Source organism: Microbacterium sp. 2MCAF23 (genome assembly GCF_052115565.1).
Lineage (GTDB): Bacteria > Actinomycetota > Actinomycetes > Actinomycetales > Microbacteriaceae > Microbacterium.
The window spans coordinates 59,808-76,569 of sequence record NZ_JBFRGY010000009.1; the positions used below are offsets into that span (position 1 = coordinate 59,808).

Below are 16,762 nucleotides of genomic sequence, written 5' to 3' on the forward strand. Positions count from 1 at the left end.
CCACGCGGCTCGGCTGCGCGGGGACGGCTGGTCGCGCTAATGGGAGATCACGCCCGCCGCGCCGTCGACGGTCACCTCATCTCCGGTCGAGATCAGTTCGGTCGCGCGGGCGACGCCGACGACCGCGGGGATGCCGTACTCGCGGGCGACGACCGCGCCGTGGCTGTTCGCGCCCCCCATCTCCATGACCAGGCCGCCGGCCGTGAGGAAGAGTGGCGTCCAGCCGGGGTCGGTCGACGGCGCGACGAGGATCTCTCCCGGCTGCAGCTCGGCGCCGACCGGATCCACGATGACGCGGGCGATCCCCGTGACTGTTCCTGCCGATGCGGGCGTGCCGCTCAGCGCGCCCTCCGCGACCGCTGCGGCGGTGCCGACCGCTTCAGGCTCTGTCCCATCCGACAGCAGCACGCGCGGCACATGCCTGCGCTGCAGTTCAGTGTCGTAGCGGGCGCGACGCTCATGGATCACGGCGCGCAGATCGTCGCCCGCGGCGACGCGCTTCGTCTCCTCGAAATCGAGGAAGAACACGTCCTGAGGGTTCGCGAGCGTACCGGTCGCCGCGAGCTCGCGCCCGATCCCGAGCATCGTCTCGTGCGCCCGCCGCAGCGCCAGGATCACCAGATACTTCGGCGCTTCCCGCATCCCCACGAGTGCGCGCGCCCGCCGCAGGCAGCCGCGCGCGACGCGGGCGCGAATCCGCCGGTGCGGGCGCGCACGACGGTACAGCGTCTCGATCATGGCTGTGGCCTCGGCTGCGCCCTCGGCGAAGTGCTGGGCCGGGGTGTCCGCGTCTGCACCGAGGCGGAGATAGCCGGACAGCACGCCGAACAAGTGCGCGGGATCGTCGGCCCATCGCGGCATCCCCAGGTCGATCTCGGCGACCGCGCGATGACCGAAACGATCGAGGAAGGCGGCCATCGCGTGCTGCAGCACGGGTGGCAGCACGCCGTCGAGGAAACCGTCGGCGAGTTCTCGCGCAGAACTGGTCTCCAAGGCGACGGCCGAGTCGGCGTCAGCACGCGCGCGCACGGCGAGTTCCCACAGGTCGAGATCCATCTGCGTCGTCACGTTGTCCGGTGCACTGCGCAGTACGGCCTGGATGTCGCCCGGCCGGATCGCCGGGCCCAGCAGGCGCTGTGCGAGGCCCAGCATCGCGAAGCCGGCGGCTGCGCCGGGAAGGCTGCGCGGTGCGTACGGCATCGCCCGGAAGATGAGGTCGACCACGCCGTCGACACGATCCGCGATCGTGCCCGATGGGGCGTCGAACGCGCGCACTTCGGCCTCGAGACGGCGCACGCGACGCTGTGCCGCACGCGGTTCGGCGAGCGCCTGTGCGACCACGAACGGAGCACGGATACGGGCGGCGGCATGGAGGAACGCGCGCAGGAAGCGCCGGCGCGAACCGGGGGCGACGGCGAACCGCGGATCCTCGAACAGGCCGCGCAGCACGACCGCAGACCGCGCCTCCATGACGTCGAGGGCCCGCGGAAAGATCGCGCGCCCCGCCGCAGAGCGGACGATCGGGGTCGCGTCGACGAACAGGCGATCGCCGCCCACGGCGAGGCCTCCGGGGCCGTCGACGATCCGTGCCGGACGGCGGCCGATGAGGTCCAGGAAGCCGGCACCGATCACGCGGAACGCCGCGATCCCCATCGGCGTGATCGGCCGACGCAGCCCTTGGGCCAGGCTGATGCAGAAGAAGGCGCGGATCTCATCCGGCGGCTTGGGCGCATCGCGCACCGGAACCGGATACAGAGTCGTGATCGGCCGCGACTGCGTGAGCCACAGCTTGCCGTCGCCGTCGGTGGCCCACTCGATGTCCTGCGGTGCCCCGAACGCGCGCTCCACGCGATCGCCGAGGGACGCGAGCGCCACGACCTGCGCGTCGGTGACGCTCACGGCATCGCCGCCACCGCGCCGGCGTTCGAGGATACGGCCCGTGGCGGTGTCGATCACGAAGTGATCCGGATCCACGGATCCGGAGACGACCGACTCGCCGAGCCCGCGCGCCGCATCGAGCACCGCTTGGCGATGCCGGCCTGTCACGGGGTCCGCGGTGAAAAGCACTCCGGCGGACTCGGCCTCGACCATCGTCTGCACCACGACAGCCAGGGCAATGCCCGCGCCGCCGATGTCGTGCGCATTGCGGTACGCCACGGCGCGGTCGGTCCAGAGCGATGCCCAGCAGCGCTGCACGGCGCTGAGCACGTCGTGGATGCCCGTGACGCCGAGGTAGGTGTCCTGCTGGCCGGCAAAGCTCGCGCCGGGGAGGTCTTCAGCGGTGGCGGACGAGCGCACCGCGACCGCCCCGGCACCGAGCCGTGAGTACGCCGCGCGGACGACGCTCTCCACATCCGCCGGCATCGGTGCCGCCATGACGGCGGCGCGTGCCGCCGAGGCGTCGGTCATCGTTCCCTCCTCGACGACGGTGCCGCGCACCGCGCGGCGATACGCCTCGGTGGTGATGCAGAACCCCGGGGGTACGTCGAAGCCGGCCCGGATGAGTTCGCCGAGATTGGCCGCCTTCCCGCCCACCGCGACGAACTCGGCGGCCGAGAGCTGCGCGAGATCGAGGATGAGGGATGCGCCCCGCTGGGCTTCGTCGCGGTCCACAAGCGATCCTTCCATTAATTCATCAGATGAGGAATTAAATGAAGGATCGCACCTCGCGGGCCGGACCGCAAGACACCTGGAGCGCTGATCCTACTTGCGACCGCCCGCTGGGGAATCTCGGCGGTCGATGCGTCCTCGTCGGCTATGACGAGCTGCTGCTGCGTTCGGGCGTCGGTGCCGCGGGATCTCCGTCCTGGGATGACAGAGCGGCTGAGGGAATGTCGCTGGGGAGCGCTTCGTCCACGATCACCTCTTCTGGCTTGCGCAGGCGCGGTGGGGCCGCGGACCAGTCCTTGAGATGCTGCCCAATGAGGTCATACGAATTCACGACTCCCTCCATCACGGAATCGATCAGGCCGTTTCTGCCTGCGAGCCTGTGCGTTCCCATCTTGCCGATGAGCGTGACGGTGAAGGACTTGAGTTCCTTGCTGGGGTCGGTGACGAGGACGTTCGGGTTTTCGCGCACTGTTCGCAGCAGCTCGGCATTGCCACCGCGCTGGCGCGCCGCGAACGCTTCGATGCGGAGGCTGTCGGGTGCTTCTTTGAGCTGGCGGAGTAGCCAGTTGACCCGCGTGGTGGGCTTCCCTTCGCCAGGCGCCGCGATTGTGAAGGAGCCGGTGACCTGGCTTGCTCGAACGTCGATGGTCAGCGTCAGGGGCGAGACAGTATTAGGGATGCGAATGGCGCCGGAGAGCTTGCCCTCGTTCACGAGCATCTCCGTCAGCGTCGTGATGCGAAGCGCGGGGTTCGTGGTCTCCGCCTTGCTGAGAGCGTGGGTTACGTCTGCGCCGAGACGTTGCCCGAGCTTGAGAGTGGCGAATCGCAGAAGGGCATCGAATCGAGCTGCGAGCTGGGCGGCGTCCTTGTCGGTTCGTCGAAGGGTCCCTGCGACGACGGCCTCGCGGACGGGGACCCAACTCGGCCCCATGTCGCTGAGCTCCACAGCACCGGACTTCGGGTGCTCAAGGTAACGAATCAGCTCACCCAGAATCCAGGCCTGGTCAGGGTCTGCAACCCCTCGGACTTCCTTTTGCATGACTGCCGCGACGAGAACTTCGGTCCACGAGAGGTGATGAAGCGAGACGGACTTGAGCTTGCGCTTGTCGACGACCGTCGGATGGACGCCGGCAGCCGGAGGAATCTCGTTCGAGATTGTGATCAGCGCGTCGAACCGATGCTCACGCGCGACATCGAGGTAGTTCTCCAACTGCTCGCGCTGCAATTCGTTGCCGCCTGTCTTGACCTCGACAAGGGCGGTCCAGAGCTTCTTGCCCCATTTCACTCGGATCAACCCATCGGGGAAGATCTTCTTCTCACCGAGTATGAAGGGGACTTCGATGAACGTCTCCATCCCGCCAGACGGTGCGCCGAAGCGGGCAGTGATCGCGCGACCATATTCCTTCACCGAACTCATCACCGCTAGAAGTGCCGACGTGGCTCGGCGCTCTTGCTCTTCGGCTCCGTTAATGCCGGACGTCGGGATGAGCCGGGCCGCGTTCCACGGATTCTCTTCTGCCATTTGCGACTCCATCGTCGAGTGTTCTTGCACGAACGCTATCGGCAAGACACGATCGGGCCGGACGACACGGCCCTCGGCGTTGCGCCAGCTTGCTCCTTGATGGCACCGGTGCCGCGACGGTCACCGGTGCGCGGTCGCCACGAACGCACGGATCGGCGTGCGGATCGGACCGGTGCCGAAACGTCGTTCCAGAAGCTCCGCCGCGATCGCCTCGATGCGGTCTCGGATCTCGTCCCCGTGCGGCTCGAGCTCTGCGCGCATCGGTGAGCCCTGCGGGATCGCGGCGGCCGCAGCTGCAGCCGACTCCGCCGCGCCGATCAGGTCGACCGCCTCCACGGCGTCGATGGTGAGGCCGCCGGCTTCGGCATCTCGGCGGATGGTCTCCGGGTCGTGATAGCCGTGCGCGACGCGCGTGATCACGTTCGGCGGTGCATCCGGGAGCACCTGGCGGTAGGCCTCGTCGACTGCGAGGGCGACGGCGTTGGTGGCGATCGAGTCCCAGGTCGAGAACAGATATGTGCCGCCCGGTCGGAGCACGCGCCGCGCCTGCGCGTGTGCGGCCGGCCGATCAGGGAAGAACATGACCCCGAACTGGCACACGACGAGGTCGAAGGACGCGTCGTCGAAGGGGAGCGCCTGCGCGTCGGCCAGCTGCCAGGCGACGTCCGGCGCGCCCGCGGACCGGGGCGCGCCGTGCGCCTCGGCGACGGCGAGCATGCCCGGATTGAGATCCGTGGCGACCAGCGTGGTCGCGCTCGGCAGTGCGGCCGCGAGCCCGCGGGTCACCACCCCCGTCCCCGCGGCGAGCTCGAGCACCGTGGAGGGTCTCCGAGCCACTGCCCGGGCCACCATGTCGTCGGCATAGGGCTGGAACATGAGCGGAACCATGAGCTGCTCGTAGGCGTTCGGAACCCCGCCCTGGAACAGCTTCGCCGCGGCGTCGTCGGCCATGTCGGCCCCCATCCTCTGCCGACCGTTGTACGCCGCTTGCGCGGTGCTGTCCAGCGCGGGCGAAAGGCTCCGGCGCTCCTCAGCTCTGCCAGCTCTTCCCGGCCCAGGGGTCGTAGTCGGCGAGCAGCGGCTCCTGCGCCGGACGCTGGTCCTCGGGCACGTGCTGCAGATTGACCCGCACGCGGTACCAGAGCGAACTCGACCCCCGCATCCCATCGACCAGGACGTCGGCGGGGTGCAGCATCGACGCCACGGGCGCATGCGTCTCGCGCCATTGCTCGAGCGCGGCGAGCGCCTCGGGCTTCGTCTTCGTGCGCGCGATCTCGATGAGCGGCATGCTCGAGGCGCGCCGGCCGGATCCGTCGGATCCGCGCGGCGGCTTCTCGGCCGGGCCCAGCTTCTCGGCCAGGGCGAGCAGCGCCGACAGCGATCCCACCGCATCGTCGATGCCTTGATGCGGGTCGCCGATCTCGGCGAAGCGGGCGCGCACGGTCGGCACCGTGAACTCCTCCGGGCGGCGCAGGCGCACTTCGTCCCAGGCGAGCGGCGTCGACACACGCGCGTCCGGCAGAGGTCGGACCGAGTACGCGGAGGCGACGGTGCGGTCCTTCGCGTTCTGGTTGAAGTCGACGAACACGCTCTCGCCGCGCTCCTCCTTCCACCAGCGCGCAGTCGCGAGCCCGGGCGCCCTGGCCTCCACCTCGCGCGCCAGCGTCTCGGCGGCAAGACGCACGGCGGCGAAGTCCCACTCGGGCCGGATCCGGACCAGGATGTGCATGCCCCGGGATCCACTCGTCTTCGGCCAGCCGACCAGACCGCAGTCATCGAGGACCTCGCGCACGACGAAGGCGGTGTCGACGATCTGCGACCATTCGACGCCCGGCATCGGATCCAGATCCACCCGCAGCTCGTCGGGGTGCTCGAGGTCGGCGGCGCGCACGGCATGCGGGTTGAGATCGAGACAGCCGAGGTTCACGATCCAGGCAAGCCCCGCGGCATCGGTGAGGACCGCCTCCTCCGCGGAATTGCCGGACGCGTACCGCAGCACCGCTGTGCCGATGTAGTCGGGATGCTCGGGCACCCGCTTCTGGAAGAACGGTTCGGCGTCGATGCCCTTCACGAACCGCTTGAGCACCATGGGACGCCCGCCGGCTCCGCGCAGCGCGCCATCCGCCACCGCGAGGTAGTACTCGACGAGATCGAGCTTGGTCAGCCCCGCCTGCGGGAAGACGACCTTGTCGGGGTGCGACACGCGCACCTCGGCGCCGTCGATCTCGAGGAAGGTCTCGGCTCTGCCTGCCATGGGTCCACGTTAGATCGTGAGTGTCGTCGCGGCGAGAGCACCGGACGATCCGAGGCCCGTCGATGTGCTCTTGCGGTTCTTCCTCACGCGCCGTAATCTACAACCAATCAGTTGTATTTAATCTCGAGGAGGAAGCATGTCGGACAGCGCAGCACGGACCGTCGTCACCCGCACGGTCGGCGAGGGCGATGACGCGATCACGTACGACATCCACGGCGATCTCGCCACGGCGACCGTCGAGCGGCCGGCGCTGTTCCTGTTCGGCGCGCCGATGGATGCGACGGGATTCCAGATCCTCGCCTCGCATTTCGGCGATCGCCCGGTCATCACCTACGACCCGCGCGGCGCCGGGCGCAATCCGGTCGGCACCGCGGACATCGCGGTGCAGCGGCATGCGGACGACCTGCACCGCGTGATCGCCGCGCTCAGTGTCGGACCGGTCGACGCGTTCGGCAGCAGCGGCGGAGGCGTGAACCTGCTCGCCCTGGTCGCTGCGAATCCCGACGATGTCCGCGTCGCCGTCGTGCACGAGCCGCCCGTGGCGGACTTCCTGCCCGACCGGGATGCCGTGCTCGCGGTGACGGCCGACATGAAGCGCACCTTCGCGGCGGAGGGGAGCGGTCCGGCGCTGGCGAAGTTCATCCAGTTCGTGATGCTCGACGGCCCGGTGCCGCAGGGCTACCTCGACGGCCCGGCCCCCGACCCCTCGATGTTCGGACTGCCGACGGCCGACGATGGCAGCCGGACGGATCCGCTCTTCCGCAACATGCCGGCGACGCTCGCCTACCTGCCGGAGATTGCGGCGCTCCAGGGCCTCGGTGAACGCCTCGTGATCGCTTTCGGTGCCGAATCGGGTGAGACGATGCCGGCGCGCGCGGCCCGGTCGGTCGCTGCGGCGCTCGGGATCGAGGCGACCGTCTTCCCGAGCAACCACGGCGGCTTCACCGAGCAGCCGGGGTTCCCCAGCGATCCGGCAGGGGTCGCCGCGCGCCTGCGCGAGGTGCTGGACCAACGAGGCTGACGTCGCGGAACGGCGCGCGATCGCGGGGCCCGCGATTGCGCGCCATTCCCGTGTCAGGAGGCCTGGGGCAGGATCCGCAGTGCGACGAGCATCTTGGTGAGCGCGCCCTCGCGGCGGGCCGGGATGTGGAAGTCGGGGTCGACGTCGATGAGCGGGTAGATCGCCGCGCGTCGTGCGACGTCGCCCTGGCGCTCGGGGCGGTGGTTCTGCGTGCCGGGGGTCTGGGGCATCATCGCCTCTTCTCTCGCTCTTGATTCCGAATGGTGGAATTGATCTATCGAATAATGAAAGAATATGATGATCCGGCTCGAGGGTCAAGAGTTTTCCGCCTGGATCCGTCGGAATGTTGCTCCGGTTCCCAGCTGATTGACAGGAACCCGGTATTCTGGCTCGGCAATCCAGGGTGCGCCGGCCGGCGTGCGGGAGACTCCGCCCTCACCCTCGACCTGACAGAAAAGGCATTCAAAATGACTGGTACTGCTGGAAAGGCGCTTACTGAGGCGATCTCGACGTTCCTCTTCGTGTTCAGCATCATCGGCGCGGTCAACAGCAAGAGCCCGCTGACGCCGCTGGCGATCGGCCTCGCGCTGACGGTTCTCATCTACGCCTCGGGGCACATCTCCGGCGGCCACCTCAACCCCGCCGTGTCGTTCGGCGCCCTCATCCGTGGTGCCATCGGCGTCACGGACTTCGTCGCCTACATCGTCGCCCAGTTCATCGGCGGCGCACTCGCAGCACTGGTGAGCTTCGCGGTCTGGCCGCACGCCGACAAGGCGACCGAGATCAAGGTCGGCCCGGCCTTCCTGGTCGAGGCGCTGTTCACCCTCGTCCTCGTCTGGGTCGTGCTGAACGCCGCAACCTCGAAGGACAACGACAACAACTCCTTCTACGGCCTGGCCATCGGTGGCACCGTCTTCGTCGGCGCCGTCTCGGTCGGCGGCGTCTCCGGCGGCGGGTTCAACCCCGCCGTCGCACTCGGCCTCTCCATCAGCGGCCAGTTCGCCTGGAGCAACCTGTGGCTGTACATCGTGGCTCCGCTGGTCGGCGCGGCGATCGCGGCACTGCTGTTCCGTGTGCTGAGCAGCAACGACAAGAAGGCCGCTGCCTGACCCGCACTCCTTCTGGAACGCCCCGCGCTCGGTGAGCGCGGGGCGTTCTGCTGTCCGAGGTCGAGTCGATCGAGCCCGGGCGATCTGTGCTTGCGGGGTGGGCTCTGCAGGACGATTGCAACTTGGCAGGACGATCCTGCGGATCCTGTCCTGCAGAGTTGCAGGGATCCTGCAGAAGTTGGGCGAGACGAGCTCGAGCCCGCGACCCTCAGTGCGCGCGCAGGCCGTCGAAGATCACGCGGGTGACGTCGTCGACCAGTTCCTCGGGGGTGAGCGAGGTGTGCGCGGGGCGGTACCACTCGATGATCGAGTTGATCATGCCGAACATGAGCCTCGTCGTCACCGAGGGGCGGATGTCGCGGCGCAGGGCGCCCTCCTGCTGCGCTTGGCCGACCAGGTGCGCGACGCGCTGATCGAAGATGCGGCGGCGCTCGAGGGCGGCGCGCTCGATCTCGCTGTTGCCGTGCACGCGCAGCAGCAGCGTCACCTGCGGCAGCTTGCTCGTGAGCACGCGCACGGCGCCCGCGATCACTGTCACCAGCCGCGTGGCGGCCGTGCCCTCGTCGGCCAGCGCCCCGTCGAGCACCGACTCGAGCCCTCCGAGTGCGTCGTCGAGGGCGATCTCGAGGATCTGCTCCTTGGATGTGAAGTGGTGATACAGCGCGGCCTTGCTGAGGCCGAGCGCGGTCGCCAGCGATGACACGCTCGTGGCGTCGTAGCCCTGCTCATTGAAGAGGCGCACGGCGATCTCGAGCACCTGCGCGCGGTCGTAGCCGGGGCGTCCGCGGCGCGCACGCGGTGCGGCCTCCTCGGCGCTCGCGACCTCGGGCGCATCGGCGACACTCGACTCGTCGGCGGCGTGCGCGGATCCGGTGCTCATCCGCAACATTCTCCCTCATCGGCCTCGCTGGCGGACTTGCCCGCCCGGGATCCGTCTGACATCCTTTTACTGAACGATCGGTCGGGAAACTGTTGGATTCTGACCCCGAAGCACCCTGTCGACGACGACCCCGGGAGGACGAGCATGTCGGAGGCCTACCTCATCGGCGGTACGCGCACGCCGGTCGGACGCTACGGCGGCGCTCTCGCCGGTGTTCGTCCCGACGATCTGGCCGCGCTCGTCATCCGCGAGGCCGCGCAGCGCGCCGGCGTGCCCGATGACGCGTTCGACGAGGTGATCCTCGGATCCGCGAACCAGGCGGGGGAGGACAACCGCAACGTCGCGCGCATGGCCGTGCTGCTCGCCGGCTTTCCCGACGCGTTGCCGGCCTTCACGGTGAACCGGCTCTGCGCCTCGGGGATGACGGCCACAGCCCTCGCCGCGCAGGCGATCCGAGCCGGCGACGCCGACGTGATGATCGCGGGCGGAGTGGAGTCGATGACGCGCGCTCCCTGGGTGCAGGCGAAGCCCGAGCGCGCCTGGGCGAAGCCGGGCGAGGCCTTCGACACCTCGATCGGCTGGCGCTTCACGAACCCGCGCCTCGCCGCGCGGGACAAGGCCACCTACTCGATGCCGGAGACCGCGGAGGAGGTCGCGCGCGTCGACGGCATCACCCGCGAGGACGCCGACGCCTTCGCCCTGCGCAGCCACCAGCGGGCGATCGCCGCGATCGATGCCGGCCGCCTGGCTCCGGAGATCGTGCCGGTGCCGACGCCGCGCGGTGGGCTCGTCGACACCGACGAGGGCCCGCGCCGCGACACCACGCTCGACGTGCTCGCGGGTCTGCGGCCCGTGGTCGCCGGCGGCAGCGTGGTCACCGCGGGCAACGCCTCCTCGCTGAATGACGGCGCCTCGGCGATCGTCGTCGCCGGATCCGCCGCGATCGAACGGCACGGGCTGACCCCGCGGGCGCGCATCGTCGCCTCCGCCTCGGCCGCACTCGCCCCGGAGATCATGGGGCTGGGGCCGGTGCCGGCGACGGAGAAGGCTCTCGCGAAGGCGGGGCTCACCGTGGCCGACCTGGGCGCGGTCGAGCTGAACGAGGCGTTCGCCACGCAGTCGCTCGCCTCGATCCGAAGGCTCGGCCTCGACCCCGAGATCGTGAACGCCGACGGCGGCGCCATCGCACTCGGCCACCCACTCGGCTCCAGCGGCAGCCGGATCCTGATCACGCTGCTCGGCCGGATGGAGCGCGAGGGGGTCCGGTACGGGCTGGCGACCATGTGCGTCGGCGTCGGACAGGGCACCGCGATGATCGTGGAGCGGGTCTGATGGCTGACGCATCGACGGCTCGACGGCTGCGCATCGAACGCACGGAGACGCGGGTCACCGCGATGCTCGACCGGCCCGAGACCCGCAACGCGATCGACCAGGCCATGATCGACGAGCTGCACGCGCTGTGCGCCGAGCTCGAGGAGGATCCGCGGACTCTGATCCTGACCGGATCCGGCGGGACCTTCGCCTCCGGCGCCGACATCGCCCAGCTGCGCGACCGCCGTGCGCAGGACGCGCGGGCCGGCATCAACACGACCGCCTTCCGGCGCATCCGGCAGCTGCCGATGCCCGTGATCGCGGCGATCGACGGCTACGCCCTCGGCGGCGGTGCGGAGCTGGCCTACGCGGCGGACATCCGCATCGGCACCCCGTCCGCGCGCATCGGCAACCCGGAGACCGGGCTCGGCATCCTCGCCGCGGCCGGAGCGACCTGGCGGCTGCCGCAGATCGTCGGCGAGGCGCGCGCGTCGGAGCTGCTGCTGACCGGACGTCAGCTCGGAGCCCAGGAGGCGCTCGCCTGGGGGCTGCTGTCCTCGCTGCACGAGTCGGAGGATCTGCTCGCGGCGGCGCACGCGATCGCCGACCGCATCGCCGCGAACGATCCGCTCGCCACCCGGCACACCAAGGCTGCCCTGCTCGCCCCGGCCGACCGGCATCCCGCGATCGAACTGGAGCTGCAGGCCGAGCTGTTCGAGAGCCCGGAGAAGCACCGTCGGATGACCGCCTTCCTGGAACGGAGGAGCCGCCGATGAGCGGACAGGATCCCCGCGCGCTCGAGCTGACGGCGGCTCCCGACCGGGTCGGCGTGCTCGGCGGTGGACGGATGGGCGCCGGCATCGCGCACGCGTTCCTGCTCGCCGGATCCCAGGTCGTCGTGGTCGAGCGGGACGAGGCCGCAGCGGCAGCGGCGGGGGAGCGGATCCGCACGAGCCTGCAGCGCTCCGTCGACCGCGGGAGCACCGAACGCACGATCGCCGCGCTCGAGGGAGCGCTCGAGACGAGCACCGACGCCGCCGCGTTCGCCGATGCCGGACTCGTCGTCGAGGCCGTTCCCGAGGACCGCGCCCTCAAGGCCGAGAGCCTGCGCCGCATCGAGGCGATGGTCGAACCGCGCGCCGCGATCGCGTCCAACACGTCCTCGATCTCGATCGACGACCTCGGCGCGGAGCTCGCCCACCCCGAGCGGTTCCTCGGCCTGCACTTCTTCAACCCCGTGCCCGCCTCTTCGCTCGTCGAGGTGGTCGTGGGAGCGTCCACGAACCAGGAGCTCGTCGACGACGCCCGGGGCTGGGTCGCCGCCCTGGGAAAGACCGCGGTCGTGGTCGCCGACGCACCGGGGTTCGCGTCGAGTCGGCTGGGCGTGGCGATCGCGCTGGAGGCCATCCGGATGCTCGAGGAGGGCGTGGCGACCGCCGCCGACATCGACGCTGCGATGGAGCTCGGCTACCGGCATCCGACCGGCCCGCTGCGCACCACCGACATTGTCGGCCTCGACGTGCGGCTCGGGATCGCCGAAGAGCTCGAGGCGAAGCTCGGGGCGCGGTTCGCGCCGCCGCAGCTGCTGCGCGACCTGGTCGCCGATGGACACCTGGGCCGCAAGACCGGCCGCGGATTCTACGAATGGAGCGAATGACATGACCGAGCTGCTGCCCAGCTATCTGCAGGGAGCCTGGTGGACCTCTGCGTCCGAGGCCGGCACGATCGTGCGCGACGCCTCGACGGGCGAGGAGATCGTCCGCGTCGACTCTGCGGGCATCGACCTCGCCGGCGCCGTGGAGCACGCGCGCACCGTGGGGCAGCAGAACCTCGGCGCGCTCACGTTCCACCAGCGGGCGATGCTGCTCAAGCAGATGGCCGTGGAGCTCACCGCGCACAAGGAGGAGCTGTACGAGCTCTCCAAGCGCAGCGGATCCACGGTCCGCGACTCGTACGCCGACGTGGACGGCGGCATCGGCGTGCTGTTCACGTACTCGTCCAAGGGGCGTCGCGAGTTGCCGAACGCGAAGGTCGTCCTGGACGGCCCGGTCGAGCCGCTCTCCAAGGACGGATCCTTCCTCGGCCGGCACGTCTACACGCGCCTGCCCGGTGTCGCCGTGCAGATCAACGCCTTCAACTTCCCGATGTGGGGTGCGCTGGAGAAGTTCGCCCCGGCCTTCCTCGCCGGCGTGCCCTCGATCGTGAAGCCCGCGACCCCGACGGGCTACATCGCGGAGGCATGGGTGCGGATCCTCGTCGATTCCGGACTGCTGCCGGACGGCTCCCTGCAGCTGGTCAGCGGATCCCTCCCCGGGATCTTCGATCTGCTGCGCCTCGGCGACCTCGTCGCCTTCACCGGAAGCGCCTCGACCGCTGCGGGCCTGCGCGCCCAGACCGCCGACGGGGTGCGCTTCACGAGCGAGACCGACTCGATCAACGCCTCGGTGCTCGGTCCCGATGCGACGCCGGACACCCCGGAGTTCGAGGCCTATGTGAAGCAGCTCATGATCGAGCTCACCACCAAGGCCGGGCAGAAGTGCACGGCGATCCGTCGGGCGATCGTGCCCGCCGCCTCCGTCGGCGCCCTCGTGGACGCGCTGCAGGCGAAGATCGCCGAGCGCGTCGTGATCGGCGACCCGCACGCCGAGTCCGTCACGATGGGTCCGCTCGTCTCCACCGCGCAGCGCGACGAGGTGCTGCGCCAGGTCGCCGCCCTGCGCGAGGCCGGTGGCGAGTTGCTCCTCGGGTCCGTCGACGCACCGGACGTCGTCCACGCCGACGGCACGACCGGGCCCGCCCCGGAAGGCGCCTTCATCGCGCCGATGCTCGTGGGCTTCGCGGACACGACGTCGCCTGCCGTGCACGAAGTCGAGGCGTTCGGCCCGGTCTCGAGCGTGCTCGGGTACACGACCGTCGCGGAGGCCGCGGATCTCGTCGGACGGGGTGGCGGATCGCTCGTGACCTCGGTCGCGACCAGGGATCCGGAGGTGGCGACCGAGCTGCTCACCCGTATCGCCGCGTACAACGGACGCGTGCTGTTTCTGAACCGCGACGACGCGAAGACCTCGACCGGGCACGGCTCCCCAGTGCCGCACCTGGTGCATGGAGGGCCGGGGCGCGCCGGCGGCGGCGAAGAGCTCGGCGGGATCCGCGCGGTCATGCACTTCATGCAGCGCACCGCGATCCAGGGCACTCCGGAGATCCTCACCGCGATCACGGGCGTCTGGCACACGGGTGCTGGCACCGACCGTGCTGTGCATCCGTTCCGGAAGTCGCTCGCGGAACTGCGTCTCGGCGACCAGGTCGAATCCGGGCTGCGCGAGCTGTCGCTCGAGGACATCGAGGCGTTCGCGTCCTCGACCGGCGACACGTTCTACGCGCACATGGACGAGGAAGCAGCCGAGGCGAACCCGTTCTTCGGCGGCAGGGTCGCGCACGGCTACCTGCTGGTGTCGTGGGCGGCCGGGCTGTTCGTCTCGCCCGAGCCGGGGCCTGTGCTCGCGAACTACGGGCTGGAGAACCTGCGCTTCGTGGCGCCGGTGAAGCCCGGCGATGCGATCCGGGTGACCTTGACGGCGAAGCAGATCACCCCGCGGGAGACCGACGAATACGGCGAGGTGCGCTGGGATGCGGTGATCCACAACCAGCGCGACGAGATCGTCGCGACCTACGACGTGCTGACCCTCGTGGAGAAGGAGCTGGCCCCGGCCTGACGAGGGTTTCCCCCCCGGGGTCGTTGAGCGAGGACGGCGGAGCCGACCGAGACGAGACGCGGTGCTCTCACGAGGGCGCCGCGTTTCGTCTCGCTTCGCTCGCTCAACGACCCCAGGTGGGGTGTCCGTGGCTCGGGCTAACTTTCGCTGGATGACGGGTTACGCGTACATCCTGAGGTGCAGTGACGGCACCTTCTACGCGGGCAGCACGAACGATCTCGAGCGCCGAATGGAGCAGCACGCCGCGGGGGAGGGCGCCGCATACACACGCAGACGACTGCCCGTGACCTTGGTCTGGCACGCCGAGTTCGAGCGCGTCGACGAAGCATTCGCCTGGGAGAAGCGGATCCAGGGGTGGAGTCACGCGAAGCGTGCCGCCTTCATCGAGGGCGGTCTGGATGCGATCCGCGGCTGGAGCGCCAGAACCCGGGGTCGTTGAGCGAGGACGGCGGAGCCGACCGAGACGAAACGCGGTGCTCTTGCGAGGGCGCCGCGTTTCGTCTCGCTTCACTCGCTCAACGACCGGGGGTGTGGTGTCCTTGCGGGGTGCCGCGTTTCGTCTCGCCTTCGGGTCGCTCAACGACCCGGGGGGCTCAGCGCAGGTCGTACAGGCGCTTGTACTTGCCCTCGCTGCGGGGGAGGGATCCGGGCTCCTCGACCTGCACGTCCACCGACGTGCCGATCGACGTCTTGATCCGCAGCTTCAGCACCTCGGCGGCTGCGACAGCGCTCGTCGCATCGATCTCCGGATGACGCTCGATGCGCACCTTCAGCGCATCGAGGTGGCCCTGCCGGGTCAGCTCCAGGATGAAGTGCGGCGTGAGGGTCTCGATGCCGAGGGCGATCTCCTCGATCTGCGTCGGGAAGAGGTTCACGCCGCGCAGGATGATCATGTCGTCGTCGCGCCCCGTGATCTTCTCCATCCGCCGCATCGCCGGGAACGCGGATCCGGGCAGCAGCCGGGTCAGATCCCTGGTGCGGTAGCGGATCACGGGGAAGGCCTGCTTGGTGAGCGAGGTGAACACCAGCTCGCCCGGCTCGCCGTCGGCGACGGGCTCGCCCGTTTCGGGGTCGATGATCTCGGGCAGGAAGTGGTCCTCCCAGATGTGCGGGCCGTCCTTCGTGGCCGCCGCCTCCATCGCGACGCCCGGGCCCATGACCTCGCTGAGCCCGTAGATGTCGACGGCGTCGATGTTCAGCCGCTGCTCGATCTGGTGGCGCATCTCATTGGTCCAGGGCTCTGCGCCGAGGATTCCGACCTTGAGTGACGTGGAGCGCGGATCGATCCCCGCCGCCTCCATCGCATCCGCGATCGTGAGGAGGTAGGTCGGCGTGCACATGATCGCGTCGGGCTCGAAGTCGCCGATGAGCTGCACCTGCTTGGCGGTCTGCCCGCCCGACATCGGGATCACCGTCGCGCCGAGGCGCTCGATGCCGGCGTGCGCGCCCAGGCCGCCGGTGAACAGGCCGTAGCCGTAGGCGTTGTGCACCTTCCAGCCGGGCTGGACTCCGGCGGCGCTCAGCGAGCGGGCGATGAGATCGGCCCAGTTGTCCAGGTCGGTCTCGGTGTAGCCGACCACCGTCGGACGGCCCGTGGTTCCCGATGAGGCGTGGATCCGCCGCACATCGGCCATCGGCACCGCGAACATGCCGAACGGGTAGTACTCGCGCAGGTCGTTCTTGGTGGTGAACGGGAGACGCGCGATGTCGGCGAGGGTGCGGACGTCATCGGGATGGATCCCGGCGCTCTGAAAAGCCAGGCGGTAGAACGGCACGTTCTCATACGCGTGGCGCACGGACCACTGCAGGCGCTCGAGCTGCAGCGCGCGCAGCTGCTCGGGATCCAGCCGTAGCGCGTCGGCGTTCGTGACCCGGTCCGTCGCGATCTCGGTCATGCGTTCTCCTTCGGGAAAGGACGGTTCGTAGTGAGGGAGCGGCCGCGGAACTCGGCGACGATGTCGCCGGTCTCGTCGGTCACCGTGATGTCGTACAGGCCCGTGCGGCCGTTGCGCGCGCGGCGCGACCCCGTGGCGGTGAGCACCTGGCCCTCCCTCGTGGACTTCAGGAACGTGATGTCCGCACCGGCGGCGACGGTCACCTGCTCGTCCTCGTTGCAGACGATCGCGAATGTCGTGTCGGCGAGCGCGAAAACCAGCCCGCCGTGCGTGATGCCGAAGCCGTTCAGCATGTCGTCGCGCACGGTCATCGAGACCACGGCGCGGCCCGGCTCATCCACCTCCACGCGCATGCCGAGAGCGGTCGACGCGCGATCGCGTCGCATCATCGGGCGAAGTTCGGTGACGGGCTCTGCCATCGGTTCTCCTTCGAACGGGCGGGCATGG

Annotated in this window: 15 protein-coding genes; 7 read left to right on the forward strand and 8 right to left on the reverse strand. The window is 69.7% G+C overall.

What is annotated here, in order from left to right; all coding sequences use genetic code 11:
* Positions 1–36: 36 nt before the first annotated feature.
* The 4 genes from AB4078_RS10695 to AB4078_RS10710 all read right to left on the reverse strand — a co-directional run bounded on the left by AB4078_RS10695 (position 37) and on the right by AB4078_RS10710 (position 6,386).
* On the reverse strand, positions 37–2,613 hold the full coding sequence (locus tag AB4078_RS10695; RefSeq protein ID WP_441977122.1) for a PEP/pyruvate-binding domain-containing protein: 2,577 nt from the start codon (positions 2,611–2,613) through the stop codon (positions 37–39).
* 142 nt (positions 2,614–2,755) lie between these two features.
* Positions 2,756–4,132 carry a hypothetical protein gene (locus AB4078_RS10700; RefSeq protein WP_441977123.1) on the reverse strand — a complete coding sequence of 459 codons (1,377 nt, stop codon included), beginning with the start codon at positions 4,130–4,132 and terminating at the stop codon, positions 2,756–2,758.
* A 120-nt stretch (positions 4,133–4,252) separates the two neighbouring features.
* On the reverse strand, positions 4,253–5,083 hold the full coding sequence (locus AB4078_RS10705; RefSeq protein WP_441977124.1) for a class I SAM-dependent methyltransferase: 831 nt from the start codon (positions 5,081–5,083) through the stop codon (positions 4,253–4,255).
* A 79-nt stretch (positions 5,084–5,162) separates the two neighbouring features.
* Entirely contained in the window at positions 5,163–6,386 is a 1,224-nt protein-coding gene (locus AB4078_RS10710; RefSeq protein ID WP_441977125.1) for a DNA polymerase domain-containing protein, read from the reverse strand.
* A 136-nt stretch (positions 6,387–6,522) separates the two neighbouring features.
* On the opposite strand from AB4078_RS10710, the gene AB4078_RS10715 reads away from it, so the two are divergent.
* Positions 6,523–7,407: an alpha/beta fold hydrolase gene (locus AB4078_RS10715; protein WP_441977126.1), complete on the forward strand. Its 885-nt coding sequence runs from the start codon at positions 6,523–6,525 to the stop codon at positions 7,405–7,407.
* A 53-nt stretch (positions 7,408–7,460) separates the two neighbouring features.
* Here the strand turns inward: AB4078_RS10715 and AB4078_RS10720 are convergent, their stop codons facing one another.
* A complete protein-coding gene (locus tag AB4078_RS10720) occupies positions 7,461–7,640 on the reverse strand; it encodes a hypothetical protein (RefSeq protein ID WP_441977127.1) in 180 nt (59 codons plus the stop codon).
* Positions 7,641–7,874: 234 nt separating this feature from the next.
* On the opposite strand from AB4078_RS10720, the gene AB4078_RS10725 reads away from it, so the two are divergent.
* Positions 7,875–8,516, forward strand: coding sequence for an MIP/aquaporin family protein (locus AB4078_RS10725; RefSeq protein ID WP_441977128.1), 642 nt, complete (start codon positions 7,875–7,877; stop codon positions 8,514–8,516).
* 208 nt (positions 8,517–8,724) lie between these two features.
* On the opposite strand, the gene AB4078_RS10730 is transcribed toward AB4078_RS10725, so the two are convergent.
* Positions 8,725–9,396, reverse strand: a complete 672-nt coding sequence (locus AB4078_RS10730; RefSeq protein WP_441977129.1) for a TetR/AcrR family transcriptional regulator — start codon at positions 9,394–9,396, stop codon at positions 8,725–8,727.
* A gap of 144 nt (positions 9,397–9,540) precedes the next feature.
* Between AB4078_RS10730 and AB4078_RS10735 the strand changes: the two genes are divergently transcribed.
* From AB4078_RS10735 to AB4078_RS10755, 5 genes are all read left to right on the forward strand, one after another.
* Complete coding sequence (locus AB4078_RS10735; RefSeq protein ID WP_441977130.1) at positions 9,541–10,728, forward strand: thiolase family protein; 1,188 nt, start codon at positions 9,541–9,543, stop codon at positions 10,726–10,728.
* Positions 10,728–11,483, forward strand: a complete 756-nt coding sequence (locus AB4078_RS10740) for an enoyl-CoA hydratase/isomerase family protein (protein WP_441977131.1) — start codon at positions 10,728–10,730, stop codon at positions 11,481–11,483. The genes AB4078_RS10735 and AB4078_RS10740 overlap by 1 nt, the downstream gene beginning before the upstream one ends.
* Positions 11,480–12,364 carry a 3-hydroxyacyl-CoA dehydrogenase family protein gene (locus AB4078_RS10745; protein WP_441977132.1) on the forward strand — a complete coding sequence of 295 codons (885 nt, stop codon included), beginning with the start codon at positions 11,480–11,482 and terminating at the stop codon, positions 12,362–12,364. Before AB4078_RS10740 ends, AB4078_RS10745 begins: the two co-directional genes overlap by 4 nt.
* Position 12,365: 1 nt before the next feature.
* Positions 12,366–14,420 (forward strand): phenylacetic acid degradation bifunctional protein PaaZ, encoded by a 2,055-nt coding sequence (gene paaZ, locus AB4078_RS10750; protein WP_441977133.1) that lies wholly within the window; start codon positions 12,366–12,368, stop codon positions 14,418–14,420.
* A gap of 151 nt (positions 14,421–14,571) precedes the next feature.
* On the forward strand, positions 14,572–14,859 hold the full coding sequence (locus tag AB4078_RS10755; protein ID WP_440733583.1) for a GIY-YIG nuclease family protein: 288 nt from the start codon (positions 14,572–14,574) through the stop codon (positions 14,857–14,859).
* 154 nt (positions 14,860–15,013) lie between these two features.
* On the opposite strand, the gene paaK is transcribed toward AB4078_RS10755, so the two are convergent.
* Together paaK and paaI are read right to left on the reverse strand one after the other, a co-directional pair.
* The gene (paaK, locus tag AB4078_RS10760; protein WP_441977134.1) at positions 15,014–16,315 is read right to left on the reverse strand and encodes a phenylacetate--CoA ligase PaaK; all 1,302 of its coding nucleotides are present in this window, start codon (positions 16,313–16,315) and stop codon (positions 15,014–15,016) included.
* Positions 16,312–16,734, reverse strand: coding sequence for a hydroxyphenylacetyl-CoA thioesterase PaaI (gene paaI, locus AB4078_RS10765; protein WP_441977135.1), 423 nt, complete (start codon positions 16,732–16,734; stop codon positions 16,312–16,314). Before paaI ends, paaK begins: the two co-directional genes overlap by 4 nt.
* Positions 16,735–16,762: the final 28 nt, after the last annotated feature.